This is a genomic window from Allobosea sp. 2KB_26, assembly GCF_052115715.1.
In the GTDB taxonomy this organism is placed as follows: Bacteria; Pseudomonadota; Alphaproteobacteria; order Rhizobiales; family Beijerinckiaceae; genus Allobosea.
Genome location: NZ_JBFRHE010000001.1, coordinates 1,421,544 through 1,443,230 on the forward strand (window position 1 = coordinate 1,421,544; position 21,687 = coordinate 1,443,230).

23 protein-coding genes are annotated in these 21,687 nt (G+C 64.6%); 18 read left to right on the forward strand and 5 right to left on the reverse strand.

Translation table 11 applies throughout. The features are described from left to right. Positions 1-38 precede the first annotated feature (38 nt). Together AB4099_RS06865 and AB4099_RS06870 are read left to right on the forward strand one after the other, a co-directional pair. The gene (locus tag AB4099_RS06865; RefSeq protein WP_441477469.1) at positions 39-1,553 is read left to right on the forward strand and encodes a M81 family metallopeptidase; all 1,515 of its coding nucleotides are present in this window, start codon (positions 39-41) and stop codon (positions 1,551-1,553) included. 115 nt (positions 1,554-1,668) lie between these two features. Continuing rightward, positions 1,669-1,863 carry a DUF6494 family protein gene (locus AB4099_RS06870; protein ID WP_113516162.1) on the forward strand — a complete coding sequence of 65 codons (195 nt, stop codon included), beginning with the start codon at positions 1,669-1,671 and terminating at the stop codon, positions 1,861-1,863. Positions 1,864-2,048: 185 nt separating this feature from the next. Here the strand turns inward: AB4099_RS06870 and AB4099_RS06875 are convergent, their stop codons facing one another. Further along, positions 2,049-3,023, reverse strand: coding sequence for a LysR family transcriptional regulator (locus AB4099_RS06875; protein WP_441477470.1), 975 nt, complete (start codon positions 3,021-3,023; stop codon positions 2,049-2,051). A 68-nt stretch (positions 3,024-3,091) separates the two neighbouring features. Here AB4099_RS06875 and AB4099_RS06880 point away from each other — a divergent pair, with 68 nt between their 5' ends. The 11 genes from AB4099_RS06880 to AB4099_RS06930 all read left to right on the forward strand — a co-directional run bounded on the left by AB4099_RS06880 (position 3,092) and on the right by AB4099_RS06930 (position 13,228). After that, positions 3,092-4,249 carry an NAD(P)/FAD-dependent oxidoreductase gene (locus AB4099_RS06880; protein WP_441477471.1) on the forward strand — a complete coding sequence of 386 codons (1,158 nt, stop codon included), beginning with the start codon at positions 3,092-3,094 and terminating at the stop codon, positions 4,247-4,249. Continuing rightward, positions 4,246-4,509 (forward strand): 2Fe-2S iron-sulfur cluster-binding protein, encoded by a 264-nt coding sequence (locus AB4099_RS06885; RefSeq protein WP_441477472.1) that lies wholly within the window; start codon positions 4,246-4,248, stop codon positions 4,507-4,509. Before AB4099_RS06880 ends, AB4099_RS06885 begins: the two co-directional genes overlap by 4 nt. After that, on the forward strand, positions 4,502-5,788 hold the full coding sequence (locus AB4099_RS06890) for an FAD-dependent oxidoreductase (RefSeq protein WP_441477473.1): 1,287 nt from the start codon (positions 4,502-4,504) through the stop codon (positions 5,786-5,788). Before AB4099_RS06885 ends, AB4099_RS06890 begins: the two co-directional genes overlap by 8 nt. Positions 5,789-5,791: 3 nt before the next feature. Next, on the forward strand, positions 5,792-7,198 hold the full coding sequence (locus AB4099_RS06895) for an aldehyde dehydrogenase family protein (RefSeq protein ID WP_441477474.1): 1,407 nt from the start codon (positions 5,792-5,794) through the stop codon (positions 7,196-7,198). 23 nt (positions 7,199-7,221) lie between these two features. Further along, positions 7,222-8,130: a 4-hydroxy-tetrahydrodipicolinate synthase gene (gene dapA, locus AB4099_RS06900; protein ID WP_441477475.1), complete on the forward strand. Its 909-nt coding sequence runs from the start codon at positions 7,222-7,224 to the stop codon at positions 8,128-8,130. Between the two features lie 121 nt (positions 8,131-8,251). Continuing rightward, entirely contained in the window at positions 8,252-9,079 is an 828-nt protein-coding gene (locus tag AB4099_RS06905) for a transporter substrate-binding domain-containing protein (protein ID WP_113516157.1), read from the forward strand. Positions 9,080-9,128: 49 nt separating this feature from the next. After that, positions 9,129-9,791 carry an amino acid ABC transporter permease gene (locus tag AB4099_RS06910; RefSeq protein WP_113516156.1) on the forward strand — a complete coding sequence of 221 codons (663 nt, stop codon included), beginning with the start codon at positions 9,129-9,131 and terminating at the stop codon, positions 9,789-9,791. 13 nt (positions 9,792-9,804) lie between these two features. Then, positions 9,805-10,602 (forward strand): amino acid ABC transporter ATP-binding protein, encoded by a 798-nt coding sequence (locus AB4099_RS06915; RefSeq protein WP_113516155.1) that lies wholly within the window; start codon positions 9,805-9,807, stop codon positions 10,600-10,602. Positions 10,603-10,609: 7 nt separating this feature from the next. Further along, positions 10,610-11,758, forward strand: coding sequence for a saccharopine dehydrogenase family protein (locus AB4099_RS06920; RefSeq protein WP_441477476.1), 1,149 nt, complete (start codon positions 10,610-10,612; stop codon positions 11,756-11,758). Next, the gene (locus AB4099_RS06925; protein WP_441477477.1) at positions 11,755-12,489 is read left to right on the forward strand and encodes an aspartate/glutamate racemase family protein; all 735 of its coding nucleotides are present in this window, start codon (positions 11,755-11,757) and stop codon (positions 12,487-12,489) included. Before AB4099_RS06920 ends, AB4099_RS06925 begins: the two co-directional genes overlap by 4 nt. Before the next feature lie 181 nt (positions 12,490-12,670). Next, positions 12,671-13,228 carry a L,D-transpeptidase gene (locus AB4099_RS06930; RefSeq protein WP_441477478.1) on the forward strand — a complete coding sequence of 186 codons (558 nt, stop codon included), beginning with the start codon at positions 12,671-12,673 and terminating at the stop codon, positions 13,226-13,228. Positions 13,229-13,350: 122 nt separating this feature from the next. Here the strand turns inward: AB4099_RS06930 and AB4099_RS06935 are convergent, their stop codons facing one another. The 4 genes from AB4099_RS06935 to AB4099_RS06950 are packed head-to-tail and all read right to left on the reverse strand — an operon-like array spanning position 13,351 to position 17,510. After that, positions 13,351-14,094: an SDR family NAD(P)-dependent oxidoreductase gene (locus AB4099_RS06935; protein WP_441477479.1), complete on the reverse strand. Its 744-nt coding sequence runs from the start codon at positions 14,092-14,094 to the stop codon at positions 13,351-13,353. Between the two features lie 10 nt (positions 14,095-14,104). Further along, positions 14,105-15,397, reverse strand: coding sequence for an ABC transporter substrate-binding protein (locus AB4099_RS06940; RefSeq protein ID WP_441477480.1), 1,293 nt, complete (start codon positions 15,395-15,397; stop codon positions 14,105-14,107). Positions 15,398-15,451: 54 nt separating this feature from the next. After that, the gene (locus AB4099_RS06945; protein WP_441477481.1) at positions 15,452-16,747 is read right to left on the reverse strand and encodes an ABC transporter substrate-binding protein; all 1,296 of its coding nucleotides are present in this window, start codon (positions 16,745-16,747) and stop codon (positions 15,452-15,454) included. Further along, positions 16,719-17,510, reverse strand: coding sequence for a FadR/GntR family transcriptional regulator (locus tag AB4099_RS06950; protein ID WP_441477482.1), 792 nt, complete (start codon positions 17,508-17,510; stop codon positions 16,719-16,721). The genes AB4099_RS06945 and AB4099_RS06950 overlap by 29 nt, the downstream gene beginning before the upstream one ends. Positions 17,511-17,615: 105 nt before the next feature. On the opposite strand from AB4099_RS06950, the gene AB4099_RS06955 reads away from it, so the two are divergent. From AB4099_RS06955 to AB4099_RS06975, 5 genes are read left to right on the forward strand one after another with little or no spacing between them, the layout of a single operon-like run. Next, positions 17,616-18,740 (forward strand): mandelate racemase/muconate lactonizing enzyme family protein, encoded by a 1,125-nt coding sequence (locus AB4099_RS06955; RefSeq protein WP_441477483.1) that lies wholly within the window; start codon positions 17,616-17,618, stop codon positions 18,738-18,740. Between the two features lie 5 nt (positions 18,741-18,745). Further along, positions 18,746-19,621, forward strand: coding sequence for a carbohydrate ABC transporter permease (locus tag AB4099_RS06960; protein WP_441477484.1), 876 nt, complete (start codon positions 18,746-18,748; stop codon positions 19,619-19,621). Then, positions 19,614-20,447, forward strand: a complete 834-nt coding sequence (locus AB4099_RS06965; RefSeq protein WP_441477485.1) for a carbohydrate ABC transporter permease — start codon at positions 19,614-19,616, stop codon at positions 20,445-20,447. Before AB4099_RS06960 ends, AB4099_RS06965 begins: the two co-directional genes overlap by 8 nt. Positions 20,448-20,482: 35 nt before the next feature. Then, positions 20,483-21,352: a DUF6772 family protein gene (locus AB4099_RS06970; RefSeq protein WP_441477687.1), complete on the forward strand. Its 870-nt coding sequence runs from the start codon at positions 20,483-20,485 to the stop codon at positions 21,350-21,352. After that, entirely contained in the window at positions 21,352-21,687 is a 336-nt protein-coding gene (locus AB4099_RS06975; protein WP_441477486.1) for a hypothetical protein, read from the forward strand. The genes AB4099_RS06970 and AB4099_RS06975 overlap by 1 nt, the downstream gene beginning before the upstream one ends.

Genomic DNA, 21,687 nt, shown 5'->3' on the forward strand with positions numbered 1-21,687 from the left:
GCGCCACGCCGCTTCCTGTCGAGATTGGTTTCGCCCGCATGCCACGACCCCGCCGCATCCTGCTCGCCGCGCTGTTCCACGAGACGCACAGCTTCGTCGACGAGATTACGACTCTCGCCGACTTCACGATCCGGCGCGGCGGCGAGGTGTTGCAGCGGCGCGGGGACGGTTCCACCCTCGATGGTTTCCTCGAGGTGGCCGAAGCCGAGGGCTGGGAGGTCGTGCCGACGATCGACTACACGGCCCTGCCCTCGGGCACCGTCGAACAGGCTGTCTTCGACCGCTTCCGAGACGAGTTCGACGCAGGGCTGAGGGCAGCGCTCGCGGATGGCGGTCTCGACGGCATCTGGCTCGCGCTGCACGGTGCCATGGTGACCTCGAAATGTCTCGACCCGGAGGGCGCCTTGCTCGCCCATATCCGTGCAGTGCCCGGCTGCGAGAGCCTGCCGGTCTTCGGCGTCTTCGACCTCCACGCGAATTTTACGGCGGCCATGGCTGCACATGCCAATGGCCTCGTCGCCTATCGCGAGAACCCGCACACCGATGCACGGGAATCAGCCACGCGCTCAGCCCAACTGCTCGCGCGCGCCCTCAACGAAAAGAGCCTTCCGCGCATGTTTTCATGCAACGCCCCTGTCGTCTGGCCGCCGACGGGGACCGCAACAGCCGACCGGCCGATGCGCGAGCTCGAAGCCATGGCTCGCGCGATCGAAACCGAACACCCCGCAATCTGGGCAGTCAGCGTCATCGGCGGCTATTCATTCTCCGATGTGCCGGAGGTCGGCGTCGCATTCTGCGTGGTCACCACGGGAGCCGAAGCCGAAGCACGCGAAGCCCTGGCGCGGCTCACTGAAACGGCTGTGAGCTTGCGCGCATTCGGCCTGCCGAGCGAATGGGATCTCGACGGCGCCGTCGCGGAGATCCAGCGTCTGCCGGGCGGCCCCTATATCGTCGTCGAGCCGGCCGACAATATCGGCGGCGGCGCGCCGGGCGACGGCACATCCGTGCTGCGGGCCTTCTTGCGCCATGAGGTCGAAAACTGTGCCGTCGCCGTTGCCGACGCGGCGGCGGTTGCTGCGCTCACCGGCGCCAGGCCGGGCGATATCCGCAGGATCTCAGTGGGCGGCAAGGGGAGCGCCATCGCCGAAGGCCCGGTCGAGATCGAGGCCCGGTTCGTCAGTTCAAGCGATGGCGAGTTTGCGCTGGAGGACCTGAACAGTCATCTGGCAGCCTCCCAGGGCGCCCATTTCAGCATGGGGCCCTGTGCGGTGGTGACCACTGGACGCGGGATCAGCGTGCTGCTGACCAGCCGCAAGACGCCGCCTTTCGACCTTGCGCAGTTCCGCTCGCAGGGCATCCATCCGGAGACGCTGAAGGCGATCGGCGTCAAGGCGGCCGTGGCGCATCGGCGTGCCTACGACAAGATCGCCAAGGGCAGCTACACGGTTGCGACGGCCGGCCCCTGCACCAGCAAGATCGCGTCGCTGCCCTACACACAGCTCCGCCAGCCCGTGTTTCCGATTCATGGGGATGACGCGCCGGACGATCGTTGACTGGCGCCCCGATACCAGAGGCCGACGCGCGCTCAATGCGCGCGTGCTGCCGATAGGCTCATCCGGGTGTATCACCTATGGACGCGGCCCTTGGCAGCGAGTTTGGAGAACGATCATGGATGAGGACCGTTTCAACATGGCCGTCCGGAAGTTCCTGAAGGAGGTCGGGGTGACCTCGCAACGGGAGATCGAGCGCGTCGTACGCGAAGGAGGCGTGCAAGGACGCGTTGTGCGCCTGCGCATGTCTCTCACGTCAGACGATGTGCCCTCGCTTCAGCATAGTGTCGAGACAACCATCGACCTCCGCTGAAGTCGGCTGGCGGAGTGACCCAGAAGTGCCGCCAGGGGAGCATCGGTAACCCATTGCTTCCCCTTGGTTGCCGAGGTCAATGCGCTCGCTTTCGCGAGCATTCGCCCGTTCAAGGCGTAACCCGGTGATCGCGGATGGCCTCATGCCATACTCCAAATCTGTGATAACTAAGCAAATTTCGACCTCTAATAGAATTTAATCAGTTCCGTACACAATTGCCTCAGCGATTTGACATAGGCATTATTGAATAGAAAAATTGCCTCCCCAAAATAAATCGGAATCTCCGGCAATCCATCTATATCGACCTTTGTTACATTTGGCTCCTGCTCCCCCAGGCACCATTCCGGAATGATCGCAAAGCCGAGGCCGGCCTCGACACATCGCTTGACGCTCGAACTGCCCGACGTCGAGATCGCGATCTCCATTTCGGAATCCTGTGGCCTGAGATAATCGACCGCGAGATTGCGAAGGAGCTGGCCTGGCTCATAGGTCACGAACGGCCGGCCTGTGGCCCAATCCTTGATGCTGTTCGGCGAAGGAGGGGCCCCCCAGGACGTCGGGAAGATCAGCGCCGGCCGATAGGTGCAGACGAGGTGCTGCGGAACGTTCGGGTCCCCGAAATACCGTTCGGTGATGCAGACATCCAGGCTGCCGTCCTTGATCAGTTCCGGGAGCGACGTGTCGCGCTCATAAGCCACGATCTCCACCTGGGGGTAACGCTCACGGAAGCGGGCCAGGACCGGAGGCAGGAGATAATAGAAGATGGCTTGCGGAAGCCCGATGCGCAGGACCGGACGCTCCTTGTCCAGGGTGCGGTCGAGTCGGGCGAGCATCGTGTCCAGCTCAGGCAGCAGCAACTTGTAGAGGCTGCGTCCGCGCGGCGTCAGGATGACCGTCTTCGCGCCCTGCTCCGAGACCACAAGGCGCTCTCCCAGAACCTGCTCAAGCCGCCGGACATGATTGGCGGCAGACTGATAGCTCATGCCGAGCTTGCGCGCGGCTGCGGAATAGGAGCCGTCACGCGCAACGATGAAGAACGTTTGGATGAGTGTCAGGTTGGCGTCACGCATGGCAGCCCTTCCCAGGAAAGCGACCTGCATGTCCCACAGCCAAAAGCTTTCCGCCACTTTCAAACAATGAGGCAAGTCGGGCCCGATCATTTGGATCGACCGGCGGGGCGAAGCGGAAGAGGTTCGGCGCACGTCTTCCGGGAAACAAGATCGCCGTCATGGCCCGCCCTTCCTCAATGCATGTCGCCGTAGTTGGCGCAGGAATCGTCGGCGCTGCCGCCGCCCATTTCCTCGCAGCCGCGGGCGTAAGGGTCACGTTGCTGGATGCATCAGGCCCGGCAGCCGGAGCGACCGGCGCATCCGACGGCGCGGTCTCGGTGGCGAGCAAACGCCCGGGGCCCATGATGGACCTGGCCCGTCATGCCAGGGCCTTCTATGGCCAGTTGGAAGCCGAAGGCCTGTTCAACGGGCTGTTCCATCGCCGTTCCACCTTCCTGATTGCGCAGAACGCCCTTGAAGCGGAGCTCGTGTCGCAGCACGGCGCCGACCTCGCCCTGGCCGGCGAACGCGTGATCGAGGTCGCGCGAGCCGACCTGGTGAAGCGCATCCCTGGACTTGGCGACGGCGTGACGGCTGCACTCGAAATTCCCGATGACGGCCACGCGCTTGGTTACCAGATCACCGCGCGCCTGCTGCAGCGGAGCGACATCGACGTGCGGCGCCGGGCACCGGTGTCCGAGATCGTGGTGCGGGATGGTCGTGCCGTCGGCGTCGCGCTCACGGACGAAATCCTGTCGGTGGATGCTGTCCTTGTCGCGGCCGGTATCGGATCGGCCCATCTCTTGAATCTCGGCGACATTCTCATCCCCCGCAAGGGACAGATGATCGTCACCGATCGGGCAAGCACCGGGCGCCCCGCCATCGACGGGCATCTCATGGCCGCATCCTATCTTGCGGCCAAGCGTGGCATCGTTCTGGACAGATCGCATATCGGCCTCGTCATCGATCCGCTGGTCACCGGCCAGTTCCTGCTGGGCGGAAGCCGCGAGGACAATCGCAGCGATCATCGGACCGACGCGGTGACCGTGTCGGCCATCCTGCGTGCAGCGCTCGCTCTCTATCCACCGCTCGGAGCACGGCGCGTGGTGCGAACATTCGCAGGTGTGCGCACCGCCTCCCGCGATGGGTTGCCGATCATCGGCAGGCATCCGCATGTCGATGGGTTCGTGATCGCGACCGGTTTCGAGGGCGACGGCATCTGCCTTGGCCCCTTCATGGGCGAGTCAGCGGCGCGAATGATCCTGGACCGGCCGCCCGCCGCGGATCTTTCGATGCTGACGCCCACTCGCTTCGCCAAGGGCGGGAGCACCGCATGATGACGCGGATATTCTGGAACGATTATGTCGTGCCCTTCCGCCCTGGCGAGACGATCGCAGCTGCGTTGGGCCGGGCTGGCATCATCAACCTCGGCCCGGCGGGCGGCCCGGCACGCGGGCGTGTCTTCTGCGGCATCGGCGCGTGTCAGGCTTGCGTCGTCGCCATCGAAGGAGGTGCACCGGTCGAAGCCTGCCTGACGCTCGCCCGGGATGGGCTGAGAATCGGGTCCATGCCTGCGGTGGTGGTGTCGCATGAGTGACGCTCCGATTCTCGTCGTCGGCGGCGGACCGGCAGGAACCAGCGCCGCGGCCACTCTGGCCGAGGCTGGATTGCCTGTGCTTCTGGTCGAGCAGCGCGATCAACTGGGCGGCGCGATCCATCGCCAGGCAGCCCGCGGCGCAACCCACGCCGTGCATGCGCCCGCGCGGCACCGACGCAACTGGGCCGAGCTCGCACAGCGTGTCGACGCTGCCGGCAGCCGCATCGAGTTGTGCACTGGCACCGTCTTCCTCGGTGTCGACGGAGATGGCCGCCATCTCTTCGACGATCGGGAGTCTGGTAGGGTTGTTGCCCGCAGCGTCCGCGCGGCGGTCATTGCGGTCGGAGCGGTTGAGAAGATCCACCCGTTCGAAGGCTGGGATCTGCCGGGTGTCATGACCGCCGGCGGCGCCCAGGTCCTGCTCAAGGAAACCGGCGTTCCGCCGACCGGGCCGATTCTGGTCGCCGGGACAGGCCCCCTCCTTCTTGCCGTGTCCGCACAGCTTGCCAAGGCCGGTAACCCGCCGGTCGCGGTGTTGGAGCGGGGCCGTCCGTGGGTTCGCTTCAACTCGTTGCTGCGAATGGCCTGGGCAGGACCGCAACTCGGCGAGGCGGTCTCTTATGCCGCCACGCTCCTGTCCCATCGGGTCCACTACTGGACAGGAGCCGACATCCTCTCCGTTCGCGAGGATGATGCGGGGTTGGAGATTCGGGTCAGGCGCAATGGCACGGTTCATCGCCTCCGCGCCCGGCATATGCTGGTCCATGACGGCATCGAACCCAACCGGGTCGGCATACCCCTTTCTGATCCTGGCGGGGCCGTTCCCGTTGTCCTTGCCGGCGACGGGCGTGAAGTCCTCGGCGCGGACGCAGCCATTCTGGATGGTCGCCGCGCAGCTCGCGAAATCCTCGCGCGTCTGGGAATGCGGCTTCCCGACGAGCCAGGCGAGGCCAGGCTCACGGCAGCGCGGAATGTCCAGGCCGCCCTCTCCGACCTGTTCCGTTCTGCCTTGCCGGAGCCCACGCCGGAGACGCTGATCTGCCGCTGCGAGGCGCGTCGCCTCTCCGACTTCAGATCGCTCCCGGACGATGCCTCGACTCGGGAGATCCGCCTCATGGGGCGGTTCGGGATGGGTGTCTGCCAGGGGCGTTTCTGCGGCCCGACGATCGCTGCCCTGCGCGGCGAGGCCGTGCCTTCGGCCATCCCACCACGTTGGCCCCTGCGGCCGGTGTCCTTGGCAGCACTTGCCGACCTGAAAACAGACGATCTGGAGTCCTAGACCGTGACCATCACCCTTGTGAAACGTCCCGCAGCCGCAACCGCATCCTCACAGATCGAGGTGTTCAATCCCTACTCGGGCGCCAGAATTGGTCAGATCGCGGTTGCCGATGAGGTCGCGGTCGCAAAGGCCCTGCAAGCCGCGCGCAGGGCGTGGCGGGAGTTCCGCTTCAGCACCCCGGCGGAACGCAAGGCCTTGCTCTATCGCCTCGCGGAGCTTCTCGCTGATGAAGCCGACGATATGGCCAAGATCATCTGCGCCGAAGTCGGCAAGACGATCGCGGAGGCTCGCAATGAGGTCCGCCGCGCCCAGAATACGTTGCGCCTGTCCGGCGATGCAGTGACCGTGCTGCACGGCGAGGTGCTGCCGACGGCGATCCTGCCCGGCGCGCCCAGCAAGCTCGCGTCCATCACCTACGAAGCCGCCGGCGTGGTCGGGGCGATCACGCCCTTCAACTATCCGCTCAACCTGCTCTGCCACAAGCTCGGTCCAGCGATCGCGGCCGGCAACGCGGTCGTTGCCAAGCCGTCACCGAAGGCGCCGCTCGCAGCGGAGCGCCTGGCCGAACTCGCTGCCAAGGCCGGCTTTCCCGCAGGCCTGTTTACCGTCGTGCATGGCGGGGCCGAGGTGGCCGCGACCATTGCCGGCGGCGATATCGACATTCTGAGCTTCACGGGCGGCCCCGCGGCCGGGCTGGCGCTGAAGAACGTATCCGGCCTGGTTCGATGCCTGATGGAGCTTGGCGGCAACGATCCGCTGATCGTCATGCCCGATGCCGATCTGGATCGCGCAGCCGAAGTCGCCATCGGCCATCGTTTCGAAATCGCCGGGCAAAGCTGCGCTGCGGTGAAGCGCCTCTTCCTTCACGACTCCATTCGCGAAACCGTGCTGGAGCGGATCCGCGAGAAGATGGCAGCCGTCCGTACGGGCGATCCGGCCGATGCGGACACGGTCATGGGCACCGTCATCGATGAGCCGGCTGCCATGGAAGTGGAGCGGCGGGTCAGGCTGGCCATCGCCGAGGGCGCAAAGCTTCTGGCGGGCGGCGTCCGGAAGGGGACGCTCTTTGCTCCGACGCTCCTCGACGACGTGTCGGAAGGCACCGACCTCGTGCGCTCCGAAACCTTCGGCCCGGTTCTGGCAGTCCGTCGCTTCAGCGATGTCGGCAGCGTCATCGCCGAGGTCAGCGACAGCATCTACGGCCTCCAGGCCGGCGTCTTCACCAACGATCATGCATTGGTGAAACGCTTCTCGCGCGAACTGCGCGTCGGCGGCGTGATGATCAATGAGGGCCCGGATTTCAGGGCCGAGAATGTGCCGTTCGGCGGGATCAAGTCCAGCGGCCTGGGGCGCGAGGGCATCCACATGACCTTGCGGGAAATGAGCGAGACCAAGGTCGTCATCGACTGAGGCTTCGGGGAAAGGACAGTACCATGATCGATAAGCAATTTCGCCAGCGCATGGCTGGCGTCTTCACGGCCCTCGTCACGCCATTCAGGAACGGCGCCGTCGATGCGCCCGCGCTCGAAGCCCTGATCAAGAAGCAGCTGGAAGCGGGTGTGGCCGGCCTCGTGCCGGTCGGCACGACCGGCGAGGCCGCGACCCTGAGCGACAGCGAGGCGGAGGACGTCATTCGCACCACGGTCGCAGCAGCCAAGGGCCGGGCCTTCGTGATGGCTGGCGCAGGCTCGAACGCGACGAACCTGGCCATCGGGAAAGCCCTGCGCGCGCAGGCGCTGGGCGTCGACGGCCTCCTGATCGTCACGCCCTATTACAATAAGCCCTCGCAGACTGGTCTGTTCGACCATTTCTCCGCCATTGCCGCGGCAGTGGAGATCCCGATCATGCTCTACAGCGTACCGGGACGCACCGGGGTCGAGATCGCGCCGGATACGGCGGCGCGCCTCGCGAAGGCCCACGCCAACATCGTCGGCATCAAGGAGGCCGGCGGCAAGGTTGAGAGGATCACCGAACTGCGCCGCGCCCTCGGTGAGGAATTCGTGATCCACTCGGGTGACGATGGGCTCACGCTTCCCTTCCTCGCGGTCGGTGCCGACGGCGTGACGAGCGTCGCCTCGAACCTGCTGCCCAACGACATTGTCGCTCTGCACAAAGCCTGGGTCGCTGGCGAGACAGACAAGGCGCGGCGCCTCCACGAGGCTCTCTTCGACGTCGTCGGACACCTCTTCATCGAGAGCAATCCGGCTCCCCTGAAGGCAGCACTCGCACGCGCCGGAGACATCAGCGCCGAAATGCGCGCGCCGCTTGCTCCGTTGCGGCCGGAGAGCCTGGCGGCCCTCGAGGCGAGCCTCAAGACCTATGAGGCGGCCGCCAACATATAAAAAAACCGGTAGGACACGGGGCTACTCTCGCATTGTTCGCGAGGGTGGCTCGCCTACGCTGCCATCAATCCGGTTATCGGAGCAAGGCCGAGCATATCGGCGGGGAACGGAGCTAGACCACATGAAACAAGTCGTTCGGGCCATCTGCGCCGCCGGCCTCTCGCTGCTGGCACTTTCAGGAACCGCCAGAGCCGAGGACACCGTGGAAGCCGTGCGCGCTCGCGGCGTTCTGCGTATCCCGGGAATCCTCAATGAGGATCCCTATTTCAACAAGGATCCCCGGACCGGCGAATGGCGCGGCTTTGCCATCGAGATGGCCAGGGACATCGCCAAGACGCTGGGCGTCAAATTGCAGGTCGTGGAATCGACCTGGCCCAATTCGATCCTGGACGTGCAGAGCGGCAAGGCCGATCTGGCCCTGGGCGTCACGGCAACGCCACAACGGGCGCTGTCGGTCGCGTTCTCGCAGCCGACCTATTTCAACAGCTTCGTCATCGTCTCGCCGAAGCCCGAGTTGTCGAAGCGGAGCTGGGCCGAGCTCAACGATCCCAAATACACTTTTGCCGTCGATCTCGGCTCCTCCCAGGATCTCATCGCGCAGCAATACCTGCCGAAGGCAAAGATGCTTCGGTTCAAATCCCGCGATGAAGCGATCGTCGCCGTTGTCACCGGCAAGGCCGACGGCCTCGTGAATACGATGCTCAACGGCCTCGTCATGGCCAAGAAGGCGAGCGGCATCGGTAAGGTCATGGTGCCACAGCCCGTGCTCTCCACTCCCTCGGTCGTGGCGATGAACTGGGGGACCGACGAGAAATGGAAGGCCTTCATCTCCTCCTGGGCCGAGTACAACCGTCGCATCGGGAACAACCAGACCTGGATCGTGAACAGCCTCGAGCCGTTCGGCATCACGCTGGACGATATGCCCGAAGGCTTCGGCTTCGGCGGCTGAACTCCCAGGCGGCCCGCGAGGGCCGCTTCCACGGAAGGCTGGAGAGAACATGTACACGTGGAGCTTTGCCCCGATCCTCCAGGCGAGCGATCTCTTCCTGCTGGGGGCGTGGATCACCGTCGTCTATACGATCGGCTCGATCGCGCTTGGCCTGGTCCTCGGCCTGGCGGTCTGCTTCGCGCGGCTGTCGGGCAATGGACCGCTGAACTGGTTCGCGCAGGGTTTCCAGGAGCTGTTCCGCTGCACTCCCCTGCTCGTGCAGCTTCTCTGGATCTATTACGCCTTGCCGCTAATCCTCGGCATCGACATCCCGAACTGGGCAGCGGCGATGACGACGCTGTCGCTCTACGCGGCCGCCTTCTATGCCGAAGTCTTCAGGGGCGGCATCGTCTCGATCGACAAGGGGCAATCCGAAGCAGGCGCAGCGATCGGCATGTCGGGATGGCAAGTCATGCGCCGGATCGTTCTTCCGCAGGCGATCCGCAGGATGATGCCCGCCTTCATCAATCAGTCTGTCACGCAGTTCAAGAACACCTCGCTCGTCTCGGTCATTTCGGTCGCTGACCTCACCTATATGGCCACCGTTGTGAACGGGCAGACCTATCGCCCGCTGGAGGCCTATACGGCCGTCGCGATCCTCTACTTCGTCATCCTGTTCCCGATCACGAAATTCGCCGACGTCGTCGAGCGCCGCATGCGCGCGGGCAATTGAGGAAAGGCGTTCCATGACCTCCAAGCCTTCGTCGACCTCGACGCCCTCGTCTGCTTCGTCCGGCTCCCTCCTGGAAGCCTCCGGCATCACCAAGAACTTCGGTGCCCTGAAGGTGCTCCACGGCATCGACCTGGCCGTGAAAGCCGGTGAGGTGCTCTCGATCATCGGCCCGTCCGGCTCGGGAAAGTCCACCTTCATCCGCTGCATGAACATGCTGGAAAGGCCTGATGCCGGCGATATCATTTTCCGCGGCCGGCGCGTCGGTCCCAAACATGTCGGCGACGCCCATTTCATGGGTCAGGGCGAGCTGCGGCGCCATGTCGGTATGGTATTCCAGCACTTCAATCTGTTTCCCCACAAGACAGTCCTGGAGAACGTGATCGAAGGACCGGTCGTCGTGCAGCGCAAGTCGCGGGCCGAGGCCGTCGAGATCGCGATGGACTATATCGCAAAGGTCGGGCTCGCCGAGAAACGGGATGCCTGGCCGAACCAGCTTTCCGGCGGACAGAAGCAGCGCGTCGCGATCGCGCGGGCCCTGGCCATGCAGCCGGATGCCCTTCTCCTGGACGAAGTCACAAGCGCGCTCGACCCCGAATTGGTCGGAGAGGTTCTCGGCGTCGTACGCAGCCTCGCTGATCAGGGAATGACGATGGTCATCGTCACCCATGAGATCTCGTTTGCTGCCGACGTCTCGGAGCGGATCGTCTTCATGGAAGCCGGGCGCATCGCAGCGGAGGGCTCACCGACCGATATTCTGCGCAGCCCGAGCAATGAGCGCCTGAAGGCGTTCCTGTCGCGCTTCCATGCCTGATGCGCCGATGACGAGGCTTGAGGAGAAACACCGCCCGTTCTCTGTGGTGATCGTTGGCGGCGGCAGAATTGGCTCGGCACTGGCGGTCCTGCTGCGCGAGGCGCCGGAGTTCGACGTCGTGATCGTGGATCCGACGGAGCCGGCTCGGGTGAACGCTCGCACTCTCAATCTGCGCCTGGTGGATATCGATCCCGGGAACGCATCAAAGCTCGACAGCCTGCTGGCCCGATCCGACGCGGTGGTGGCCGCACTGCCATCATCCGCGACGCCCCCCATAGCTGCGGCCGCCCGGCGCAGCGGCGTGCATTACCTCGATCTGAGCGATGATACGCCCGGCCTCGATGCGGTTCGACGCGAGGCCGGGTCGGCCTCCAGCTGCTTCGTTCCGCAATGCGGTGTATCGCCAGGACTGATCTCGCCGCTGGTGCTGGACCTTTTGTCCAAGGGTGCGATGCACGGCGAGGTGAATGTCCGGATCGGCACCTTGCCACGGCATTCGACCAATCGGCTCGGCTACGGCCTGACATGGGATGTCGATGCCTTGCTGCGGGAATATCTGCAGCCTTCGGCGGCGTTGATCAATCGCAAGGTCACGAGCCTGCCTCCCCTGTCCGAACAGGAGCAGCTCCGTCTCGATGACAGTCTCTACGAGGTCTTCGTCTCCGGAAACATCCCCCTGAGCCTGTGCACCTATCTGGAGGGGCGCGTCGACAGCCTGGTCTCCCGGACCATCCGCTATCCCGGCCATCTCGACCATATGAAGTTCCTGCTGGACGATCTGAAGCTGCGGCATCGGGTCGATCTGCTGCGGAACCTGTTTCTGAATGCGCTTCCCGAAATCGACGACGACCGGCTCCTGATCTTCATCACGGCTGCAGGGATGCGGAACGGACGGCGTATCGAACACAGGTTCGCGCGCCACGTCGTTCCCACGACGATCGGCGCCGTGTCGTTGAGCGCGATGCGGCGCACAGCAGCATCTCATGTTGCAGCCGTCCTGGACCTGATCCGGGAGGGGCGGCTGGGTGGCGCTGGGCTGATCGCTCAGGAGGATATCCCGATGGACGCATTGCGCGCCAATCGCTTCCTGTCATGGTTCTTCGACGGGATCACGACCGCCTCCGCCGCGCACTCGAGCATGGAGACGGCATCGTGAACGGCACTCTCACTCCCCCGCGGACAAACGGCGTCGTCGCCGATCTCGGGATCGGCGTGCTCATGCTCGACACGCAGTTCCAACGCCTGCCCGGCGATATCGGCAACGGGACGACATGGTCGCTTCCTGTTCAGTTTCGCGTCGTGCGCGGCGCGAGCCCGACTGCGGTGGTCCACGGGCAGGCCGCCGGATTGCTTGAACCCTTCATCGATGCAGCGCTCGAACTCGTCGCGACCGGGGTGCGCGGCATAACCACGAGTTGCGGCTTCCTGGCGCTCCTGCAGAAGGAGATGGCCGCCGCGCTACCGGTGCCGGTCGCGACAAGCAGCCTGCTCCAGGCGCCGGTGATCGAGGCGATGCTGCCTGCCGGCCAACAGGTCGGTATTCTCACCTTCGCTGCGGAAGCGCTGACACATAGGCACCTCGCCGCAGTTGGAGTCAGGCCGGACACGCCAATTGAAGGCCTCGCGCGGGAGAGCCTGTTTCGCCGCGTCTATGGCGGCCAGGGCGGGATCTCGGATTTCGCGACGCTTGAGCGCGAAGTCGTCGATGCGGCGTTAGCCCTCGTGGCCAGGCACCCCAATGTCGGAGCGATCCTGTGCGAATGTACCAACCTGCCGCCTCACGCCGCTGCGATTGCGGAGGCAACCGGACGCCCGGTCTTCGACATCATCGGCTTCATCGACTGGTTCGCGCGCAGCCTGACGCCTCCAAGATATGTGCGGCGTTGAGAACCGGCTCATTTCTCCTTTGGTTCTGACGAATCATCGTCGGCGGGGTTCGCCGTGGCCGCGAGGCACAACGGACGCTCGGCAACGATGCGTCTCAAGAGAGTTGTACTCGCGCATTCCGTCTTGACGTCTCCTCCGTTTCTCCCTTGAATCTCCAGGCGGGGGCGTTGCAGGGCCGGTCATGCTGCGCGCTATTGTCGTTTTCGTTATGGCGCTGACACTCGCGGCGCCCGCCCAGGCCTACGACAATGCGGTGAGCCGCGGGCTTGCCGATTTCCTCAACATCTTCAGCGAACAGCCGATCCCGCGCCAGATCGTGCCCTGGGGCAGGCAATACCCGCCTGGCACGATCATCATTTCAACGAGCCAGCGGCGGCTTTTCTACGTGCTCGGGAATGGGCAGGCGATCCGCTATGGCGTCGGCGTCGGGCGGCAAGGCTTCAGCTGGTCAGGGACCAAGATCGTCACGAGAAAGCGCGAATGGCCGGATTGGCGGCCCCCGGCACAGATGCTGAAACGCCGGCCCGATTTGCCGCGCTACATGCCGGGCGGCATCGACAATCCCCTGGGCGCGCGGGCGATCTATCTCGGATCAAGTCTGTATCGCATCCATGGCTCCAATGAGCCCGATACGATCGGGGCTGCCGTGTCATCGGGCTGCATCCGGATGACCAATCGCGACGTCGTCGACCTCTACGACCGCGTCAGGACTGGAACCAAGGTCGTTGTGCTGCGGTGACGGGATGCCCCCTAACCACAGCGTCACGAGTTCCCGGCCGGCCGGGAGGGCAAGCACGCGGTCGCCACGCTGCGCGGTGGGAAGTGTCCCGCATGCTTCACGAGAGCCGCCGGCCGCAGGAGCTACAATCGCAATCCGCCGTCGACCGCGATCTCGGCACCGTTGATATAGGCTCCCTCGTCGCCGCAGAGCAGCAGCGCCACTCCGGCGCAGTCCCGTGGCGCGCCAATCCGCCCGAGCGGGATACGCTCCTGGACCACCGCTTCATAGACAGGGTCTGCCAGCACGGCGCGGTTGCGATCGGTCAGGATCGCGCCCGGCTTGATCACGTTGAAGGTGACATCCGGAGCTCGGACGGTGCGCGCGAGATTCAGGATCATGCTGGTCTGCGCCGCCTTGGTGGCGGCATAATAGAGGCAATCGGCATTAGGCCTTGCCTCCTGGACGCTGCCGATCGCGATCACCCGGCCAAAGCCGCCCGCGATCATGCCGGGCAGGAAGGCCTGGATCAACCGCACCGTGGCATGGAGATTGACTTCGCTCTGCACCGCCAGGGCGCGATCACTGACAGCGTCCCACCGCTCCCTGAGCTCGGCTGAAGCACACAGTACCAGGATGTCGGGCGCAAGGCCTTGTGCGCTCAGGTCATCCCGCATTCGGCCCGGCGCGGCCGTGTCTGCAAGGTCGGCGATGAGGCCGCTCGCCCTCAGCCCGCTTGCATGGAGTGGGGCAAGCGCCGCCTCGTTTGCCGCCGCATCACGATCATGCAGCACGGCATGCACCCCAGCCCGCGCCAGTTCCGACGCCACAGCCAGCCCAATCCCCCGTGCCGCGCCGGTGATGAGCGCGACGCGACCTTGAAGCATTTGCACCCGCCTAGCCGAGCAGCGGGCGAACGCGCTTCACCGCGTCGTCCATCGCCTGTTGCGGCGGCTTGATGCCGAGCACCGCGGCCTGCGTCTCCTCGATGAAGATGTCGTGGGCACGCGCCTGCTCGTCGAAGGCCGGAAGGTGAATGCGAGAGGCTTTGAGCGCGGCCGCCTCGTCGGCCGCATAGGGCATCGCGGCAATCAGCGCCGGGTCGGCATAGGTCGAGATCCGGACCGGACCGTTGCCATTCAGTGCCATCGCCTTGGTGCCGGCCTTCGACGAGAGAGCCCGGATGAAATCCCAGGACAGCGGCTTCTGCTTGCTGTTCCTGGGGATCACCAGAGACCAGAACTCGACTGTCGGCGCAAACGCGACCTTGCCGACGAGGTCCGAGGCCATCGGCGGCGGCAGCGACTTGAAGCGCCCGCCATATTTGCCCTTGGCCGGATCATTGTAGGTCACCAGCCGGGCGAAGGGGTTGATCGTCATCGCCGCCCGGCCCTGCTGCATCCAGGTGGTGATCTCCTCATTGTTGACGGTCGCGAAATTGCGCGGCAGCACGCCCGTCTTGTAGAGATCGGCAAGTACCGTCAGGGCCTTCACCATCGGCGCCTCGGCCGCGACGAGCTTGCCATCGCTGGTCATGTAATCGCCACCGAGACAGCGGGCGAGCGTCAGGAAATTGGACGCGAAGACCGCGGTGAAGGCGAGACCGTTGACCTGCGTGCCGTCCTCGCGCTTGAAGGTCAGCTTGCGCGCCGTCTCGATCAGTTCCTCGAAGGTGGCGGGCAGCTTGGTGATGCCGCGTTCTTCCAGCAGCGCCTCGTTATAGATCAGCGCATTGGTGGCATGGCGAACAGGAATGCCGTGCAGGGCGCCGTCGACCTTCAACGGATCGACCAGCCCAGGAGCAAAATCGGCGAAATCCTCGATCGGCGCGTCCTTCAACAACGTATCCAGCGGCTCGAACAGCTTGAGATTGCGCGGCACGGCGCGGCCATTGAGCAGATAGGCGACATCGATCGAGGTCTCGGCCAGCGTGACCTCGCGCAAGAGACGCTCATGGATGGCGTTGACATCGCCGAAGGTAACCCAGTTGACCGTTGCACCTGCCTGCTTGCGCCAGGCTTCAGTGGCATCGCCACCCGGGCCCGTCGTAGCCGAGGTCTGATGGACGCGGTGCCCGAGCGACGTCACCGTCCGAGCCTGAGCGAAGGTTCGCCCCGGCAGGGCCAGCGACGTGGCGGCTCCGCTGGCGAGCAGGCCGAAGCGGCGGCGCGAAAGAGTGCGAATGTCCATGGCGTTCCTCCTGATGGTGCTCCCGCGCTGTGCCGCGCGGTTGTCAGAGATGGTTCAGGCCGGCAGCAGGGGCTGCACGCGCTTGACGAGCGAGGTCATGGCCTCCTCCGGCGTCTTCATGCCGAGTACGGCGGCTTCGGCCTCTTCCTTGAACAGGTCGCCGGCACGGGCCGCCTCGTCGAAGGCCGGCAGCGGCACACGGGCGACCTTGAGCACCTTCAGCTCTTCCGCCGCATAGGGAACGGTGTTGGCGAATCCGGCATCGGCATAGGTCGAGGCGCGCACCGGACCATTGCCGTTGAGAGCTGCCTTCAGGGTCGCATCCTTCGCGGTCATCGCCTTGATGAAGCTCCAGGTGAGATCCTTGCGCTTGGCGTTCCTGGGGATGACCATGCCCCAGAACTCGACCTTGGCCGGTGCAGCTTCATATTTGCCGGCCAGTGTCTTCGAGGCTGGGACAGCGACCGTCCTGATCTTGCCGGGGAATTTCGACTTCTGCGGGTCGTTGTAGATGCGATTGCGGCCCATGCTCTGCAGGCTCATCGCGGCACGCCCGGTCTGCATCCAGACATTGACGTCCTCGGGCGAGAGCGTCGCGAAATTGCGCGGGAAGGCACCGGTCTCGAACAGGGCGCGCAGGAGCTTGATCGCGTTCAACATCGGCGGCTGGTCGGCGACGCATTTGAAGTCCTGCGTGATGAAGTCGCCATCCCAGGCACGAGCGATATCGATCACGTTCGGGTAGGTGACGCCGGGCATGCACAGGCCGACGACCGCGGTGCCGTCGCTGCGGCGATAGGTGCAAGCCTTGGCGATCTCGACCAGTTCCTCGATGGAGGCCGGCGGCTTTGAAAAGCCCTTCTCGGCCAGCAATTCCTCATTGTAATGCAGCCCGGATGAGGCGTGGCGGAACGGAACCGCGAGCTGCTTGCCGCCAACCTTCATGCCCTCCATCAGGCCAGGGAAGATATCCGCCGGGTCTTCCAGCGGATCGCGGCTCAGGTAGCCGTCGAGCGGCTCGAACAGGTTGGCGGCACGCGGGATCACTTGCGTGTTCAAGACGAAGCCGACATCGACGGTGCTTTCCGAGAGGCTTGCCTCACGAAACAACCGCTCCTGCAGCGGACCGGTATCAAAGGTCGTCCACTGGATCGTGGCGCCGTTCTTCTGCGCCCAGTCCTTCGTGATGTCGCCGCCCTGGGCACCGGTCGCGACGGTCTGCATCACGCGATGCGCGAAGACGTTGAAAGGACCGCCCTGCTGCGCCAAGGCCGGAGCGGCGCCGGCAAAGCTCAGGCCGATGAAGCCGCCCAAAACCTGCCTACGGTCCAACCCTGTTCCTGCCGTCATGAGTATCCTCCCCGAGTGTCGCGAGTTCCGCGATGGCGGCTTCTGCCGCTTCGAAATGCTTGTTCATGGCCGCTTCCGCCGCCGCGGCATCACCCGCGCGGATCGCCTCGACGACACGGACATGGCGCTCATAGGTCTTGCGCCAGTCTGCCTGCGTGCGGGCACTGCGCGAGTTGAAGATCTCCATGACTTCGCGGATCACCGGACGAAGGCCCTGGATCTGGAGGTCGAGCAGCCGGTTGCCGGAAGAGGCGGCGATCGCCTCGTGAAAGTCGAGATCAGCCTCGATCCAGCGCGGCACGTCGCCAAGCGACGCCTCCATGCGCGCCAGGATACCGGCCAGGCGCTCGATATCGGCAGGCGAGCGACGCTCGGCGCTATAGCGGGCGATCGGCGGCTCGAGAATGCGGCGCAGTTCGACAGCCTCGGTGAGCCCGGTCTTGCTGCCTCTGACGGCGAAACGGAAGAAACGGTCGAGCGGAGCGGCATCGAGCGCCTGGACGCGTGTGACCTTGCCCTGCTGGATGTTGACGACGCCCATGGCCGCAAGCTGGCGGATGGCCTCGCGCGCGATCGGCTTGCTGACACCGAAGGAAGCGGCAAGGCGCGCCTCGGACGGAAGCGCATCGCCCGGTTTCAGCCTGCCATCATGGATTGCCTGAGTGATCCGCGCGATCAGCGCATCACCCAGCCGCGTCGGCACGACATCGGAGGCGCCAAACGGGTCGCTGTCGATTTCGGGCAGTGTCGCGGCTTCGGTCATTCGTATCCTCCACTTTCATGATTGACAGATACAGAGCAGGTTTGCAACTGATCAACCTATCAGTTAGGTTGATCAGCCTTCGCGCAAACCAGGGACCGATACCAGATGACCGGCCGCAGCATTGCCAGGATCGTGTCCCATCCCCTGAGAGCGACACTCGAGAAGACGCAGCGCACCTCGCAAGGCGACTATCCCGCGATCGAGCTCGTTGTCGTCGAGGTGACGACCAGTGACGGCATCACCGGCTACGGCGAGGCGCTCGCGCGCCGCGGAGCCGCCGGCTATGCGCGCCTGATCGACGATGCACTGAGCCCGCGACTGATCGGCAAGGATCCGGCAGATCGGCGGGCATTGTGGAAGCTGATGCGCAACGCCCTCTCTGGGCGGCCCGGCGGGCAACTGGTCGAAGCGATATCCGCTGTCGACATCGCTCTCTGGGATATTGCCGGCAAGGCAGCGGGCGAACCGATCCACAAACTGCTCGGCGGCATGGGCCGCCGCCGCGTGCCGGCCTATGCCTCATCGATCAACTGGCTCGACGACGCGACGGTGGAAGCAGAGGTCGCAGCTGCGCTGAAAGCCGGATTCCGCGAGATCAAGATCAAGCTCGGCCATCCCCTGAGGGACGCGATCGCGCGCGCAAAATTCATCCGCACGCTCGCCGGTGACGATATCGCCCTCTATGTCGACGCCAACTGGGCCTATGACGTCGACGACGCCATGATCGTCGGGCGGGCGCTGGTCGATCTCGGCTATGGCTTCTTCGAGGAGCCGATCGCGCCGCATGATCGCGCGGGCTATGCCCGCCTCGCGCAACACCTGCCGATCCGGCTTGCGGCCGGAGAGAGCGACTATGTCGCGAGCGAGGCGCTGATGATGCTGCAGGACCGCTCGCTCGGCCTGATCCAGCCGGACGTCACGCGCTCGGGCGGCATCACCGAGACCTGGCGCATCGCTGAACTCGCCGCGAGTTTCAACACGGCCTATGCGCCCCATGTCGGCTGGTCCGGCGCGATCTGCGTTGCCGCCAGCCTGCAGCTCGCCGCCGCGGCCGAGAGCCTGCGGACCTTCGAGTGCATGGTCTACGCCAATCCGCTGCGGGACAGCTTCACCATACCGGTCGTTGGCGAAGGGTATCAGCTCGTCGACGGCATGCTCGATGTGCCGCAAGGTCCAGGACTCGGCATCGAAATCGACCGCGAGATGCTCGCGCGCCACCGTATCGCCTGAGCGTCATGGCAAGCCGCACACCCCTCTCCGCCCTCGCGCTCGTCACCCCGGTCCAGTTGATGGTCGGCGGTATCATCTTCCTGCCGGCGATCTACGTGTTCTGGCTCAGCCTGAACCAATCCTCCTTCGGTCAGGCCGCAAGCTTCGTCGGCCTCGCCAACTACGCCAAGGTACTGGGCGATCCCTATTTCTGGCGGGCCCTGATCAACACGGTCATCGTCGTTGCCGTCGTCGTGCATGTCGAGCTGCTGCTCGGCCTGCTCATGGCGCTGTTCTTCGCCTCAGGAGTGCCCTTCCGGCCGCTTCTGCTTGCCATCGTGCTCGCGCCCTATGCGGTCAGCGAGGTCTCTGCGGTGGTGATGTGGCGCTATCTGTTCGAACCCGATGTCGGAATGATGAGCCAGGCGCTCGCCTGGTTCGGGCTGCCACCGATCGAATGGGCGGTGAAGCCGTCGCATGGCCTCTTCATGGTCTCGCTGCTCTCGATCTGGCTGCATCTGCCGTTCAGCTTCATCATCATCTACGCTGCAAGGCTCTCCGTCCCCGACGAACTCTACGAGGCCGGCGCCATCGATGGTGCGACCCGCTGGATCGCGTTCCGCCGCATCACCTTGCCACTCCTGATGCCGGCGCTGCTGATCGCCGCCCTGTTCCGCTACATCTTCGCCTTCCGGCTGTTCTCCGAGGTCTGGCTGATGACCGGCGGTGGCCCGGCGCGCACCACCGAGGTGATGGCGGTTTATCTCTATCTCGAAGCGTTCCGGTACAACTCCTTCGGTGCCGCGGCCGCGACCGGCTGGTTGCTGGTGCTCGCTTCGCTCCTGCTGGCGCTGTTCTACCTGCGCTCTCTCTATCGGGAGATGTTCAGAAAAAATGCGTAAGCGCTCGCTTCCCCTGGCGATCCTGAAGGCCTTCGGCGTCCTCGCGATCGCCGCCTGGTCGATCCTGCCGATCGCGCTGATCGTGATGTCGTCCTTCAAGTCGGACCGGGACATCTTCTCGTTGACCTCGCGGTTCAGCTTCACGCCGACCCTGGCCAATTACGAACTGCTCTGGAGCCGCTGGGGCGACTTCTTCCATGGGCTCTGGAACAGCTTCCTGGTCACCTCGGGAGCGACCGTGCTTGCCGTCGCGGTCTCGCTGCTCGCCGGGTTCGCCTATTCCCGTCACGCCAGCCGAGGCCTGCAGGCCAGCGCCTTCTTCCTGATCTTCATCCGCCTGATCCCGCCGATCGTGATCACCCTGCCGCTCTTCCCGGTGGTGAACTGGCTCGGGCTCAACGACACGCATCTGATCCTGATCGTGCTCTATGCGACCTTCTTCGTCTCGCTCGGCACCATCGTGATGCGCACCTTCATCGACCAGATCCCGCGCGAACTCGACGAGGCGGCGATGATCGACGGAGCCTCGCAGTTCCAGATCATCCGGCGCGTCATCTTCCCGCTGGCCGCGCAAGGCATGCTCGCAGTCGCGGTCTTCGTCATCGTCTATGCCTGGAACGAGTTCCTCTTCGCCTTCATCTTCACCACGACCAAGGCCAAGACCGCGCCGCTGGTCGTCGCCGAGATGATCGGCGCGGTCGAGGGCGTCGAATGGGGTGTGCTCTTCGCCGCCTCGGCCGTCCAGCTGCTGCCGGTGCTCGCCTTCGTCATCCTCATGCAGAAGCACCTCGTCGCGGGCCTGACCGCCGGCGCGGTGAAGGGGTAGGACCAATGACCTCGACCAGTTCCCAACTCGACGACATGCGCCGTGCGATCCGCGAGGCGGATCCGCAGCTCAGCCGCTTCGATCCCTTGCCCCGCATCATCTGCCTCGACGATTTCGACCGCGGCATGTGCGGCTGGACCCAGCTCGTCGGCAATTACGAGGACACGCTCGATGCCATGCTGCCGGGCTATGCCCAGCATTCGCACGCCATGCTCTCGACGCTGCCGAACTGGGATTTCGGTTCGCATGGCGGCGTCGACGGCTCCTATGCCCTGAAGATCGCGACACGGCCGAAGAAGGGCGCGCAGAACGTCGCAATCAAGCGCCTGACCTTCCGCAAGCCCGGGCCGATCCGGCTCGAGGCCTATTTCACCTTCAAGCCGGAAGCGACGGAATTGCAGCTCTCAGAGACCGATATCCGCTCGTTCGGCTTCCTCTACGATCTCCAGGTCGGCGACCAGCATGGCGCGGGCGGCGAGCGCGTCATGCCGCATCTGCGCTTTCTCAATGCGCTCAACGGAAAACATGTCCAGAAATGGCAGTTCAAGCGCCGTACCACGCCGATCAAGCCGATCGGCTCCGCTGGCAAGACGATCTCGCATTACCATCTTTCGCCGGATGACTGGGAGGACCTGCCCGGCGGCGAGCAGCGGCTCTGCTACAACGAGATTCCGACCAAGGTGAACTGGCACTATCTGCGCTTCGATTTCGATCTCGCGACGATGCGCGCCACCGGCTTCCAGGTGAACGACCGCAGCTTCGACATGAGCACCTACGAGTCGATCCGCATTCCGGCGATGAAGAACCTCTGGTGCATGCTCAATCTCGGCTTCTTCGCCGAGACCGACACCGACAAGCGCGCCTTCGCCTATCTCGATTCCGTTTGCCTGTCGGGAGATTTCTGATGCTTCCCGAGAACCTCACCGCCATCGTCGCCCGCAACGAAACCTGGATGGGCGAGGCCGCGACCGAGCCCTACGAGGCCGGCTGGGCAAAGGAAGCCATCGTCTTCGTGAGGGCCCTGAAGCCACCCAAGGGTACGCTGCCGCAGGCCCGTATCGAGATTTCGGCTGACGGGCTGCATTGGGCTCCCGAAGGTTCGCTCTTCGATCTGCCTGCGAGCGAGAACGCCGTGACCTTCCAGCGGCTCGCGCATTTCGGGAACTTCCTGCGCGTTGCGGTCTCCCTCTCGACCGGAGCGGAAATCACCGTGCTGGTGAGCCTGCATTTGAAGGCGTGA

Excerpts from the sequence above, each read along its gene's own strand:
- AB4099_RS06920 (WP_441477476.1), top strand. The coding sequence starts at position 10,610 with ATGACGAGGCTTGAGGAGAAACACCGCCCGTTCTCTGTGGTGATCGTT.
- AB4099_RS06880 (WP_441477471.1), top strand. The coding sequence starts at position 3,092 with ATGGCCCGCCCTTCCTCAATGCATGTCGCCGTAGTTGGCGCAGGAATC.
- AB4099_RS06885 (WP_441477472.1), top strand. The coding sequence starts at position 4,246 with ATGATGACGCGGATATTCTGGAACGATTATGTCGTGCCCTTCCGCCCT.
- AB4099_RS06890 (WP_441477473.1), top strand. The coding sequence starts at position 4,502 with ATGAGTGACGCTCCGATTCTCGTCGTCGGCGGCGGACCGGCAGGAACC.
- AB4099_RS06960 (WP_441477484.1), top strand. The coding sequence starts at position 18,746 with ATGGCAAGCCGCACACCCCTCTCCGCCCTCGCGCTCGTCACCCCGGTC.
- AB4099_RS06865 (WP_441477469.1), top strand. The coding sequence starts at position 39 with ATGCCACGACCCCGCCGCATCCTGCTCGCCGCGCTGTTCCACGAGACG.
- AB4099_RS06930 (WP_441477478.1), top strand. The coding sequence starts at position 12,671 with ATGCTGCGCGCTATTGTCGTTTTCGTTATGGCGCTGACACTCGCGGCG.
- dapA (WP_441477475.1), top strand. The coding sequence starts at position 7,222 with ATGATCGATAAGCAATTTCGCCAGCGCATGGCTGGCGTCTTCACGGCC.
- AB4099_RS06955 (WP_441477483.1), top strand. The coding sequence starts at position 17,616 with ATGACCGGCCGCAGCATTGCCAGGATCGTGTCCCATCCCCTGAGAGCG.
- AB4099_RS06970 (WP_441477687.1), top strand. The coding sequence starts at position 20,483 with ATGCGCCGTGCGATCCGCGAGGCGGATCCGCAGCTCAGCCGCTTCGAT.
- AB4099_RS06935 (WP_441477479.1), bottom strand. The coding sequence starts at position 14,094 with ATGCTTCAAGGTCGCGTCGCGCTCATCACCGGCGCGGCACGGGGGATT.
- AB4099_RS06975 (WP_441477486.1), top strand. The coding sequence starts at position 21,352 with ATGCTTCCCGAGAACCTCACCGCCATCGTCGCCCGCAACGAAACCTGG.
- AB4099_RS06940 (WP_441477480.1), bottom strand. The coding sequence starts at position 15,397 with ATGGACATTCGCACTCTTTCGCGCCGCCGCTTCGGCCTGCTCGCCAGC.
- AB4099_RS06910 (WP_113516156.1), top strand. The coding sequence starts at position 9,129 with ATGTACACGTGGAGCTTTGCCCCGATCCTCCAGGCGAGCGATCTCTTC.
- AB4099_RS06965 (WP_441477485.1), top strand. The coding sequence starts at position 19,614 with ATGCGTAAGCGCTCGCTTCCCCTGGCGATCCTGAAGGCCTTCGGCGTC.
- AB4099_RS06945 (WP_441477481.1), bottom strand. The coding sequence starts at position 16,747 with ATGACGGCAGGAACAGGGTTGGACCGTAGGCAGGTTTTGGGCGGCTTC.
- AB4099_RS06875 (WP_441477470.1), bottom strand. The coding sequence starts at position 3,023 with ATGATCGGGCCCGACTTGCCTCATTGTTTGAAAGTGGCGGAAAGCTTT.
- AB4099_RS06915 (WP_113516155.1), top strand. The coding sequence starts at position 9,805 with ATGACCTCCAAGCCTTCGTCGACCTCGACGCCCTCGTCTGCTTCGTCC.
- AB4099_RS06870 (WP_113516162.1), top strand. The coding sequence starts at position 1,669 with ATGGATGAGGACCGTTTCAACATGGCCGTCCGGAAGTTCCTGAAGGAG.
- AB4099_RS06905 (WP_113516157.1), top strand. The coding sequence starts at position 8,252 with ATGAAACAAGTCGTTCGGGCCATCTGCGCCGCCGGCCTCTCGCTGCTG.
- AB4099_RS06950 (WP_441477482.1), bottom strand. The coding sequence starts at position 17,510 with ATGACCGAAGCCGCGACACTGCCCGAAATCGACAGCGACCCGTTTGGC.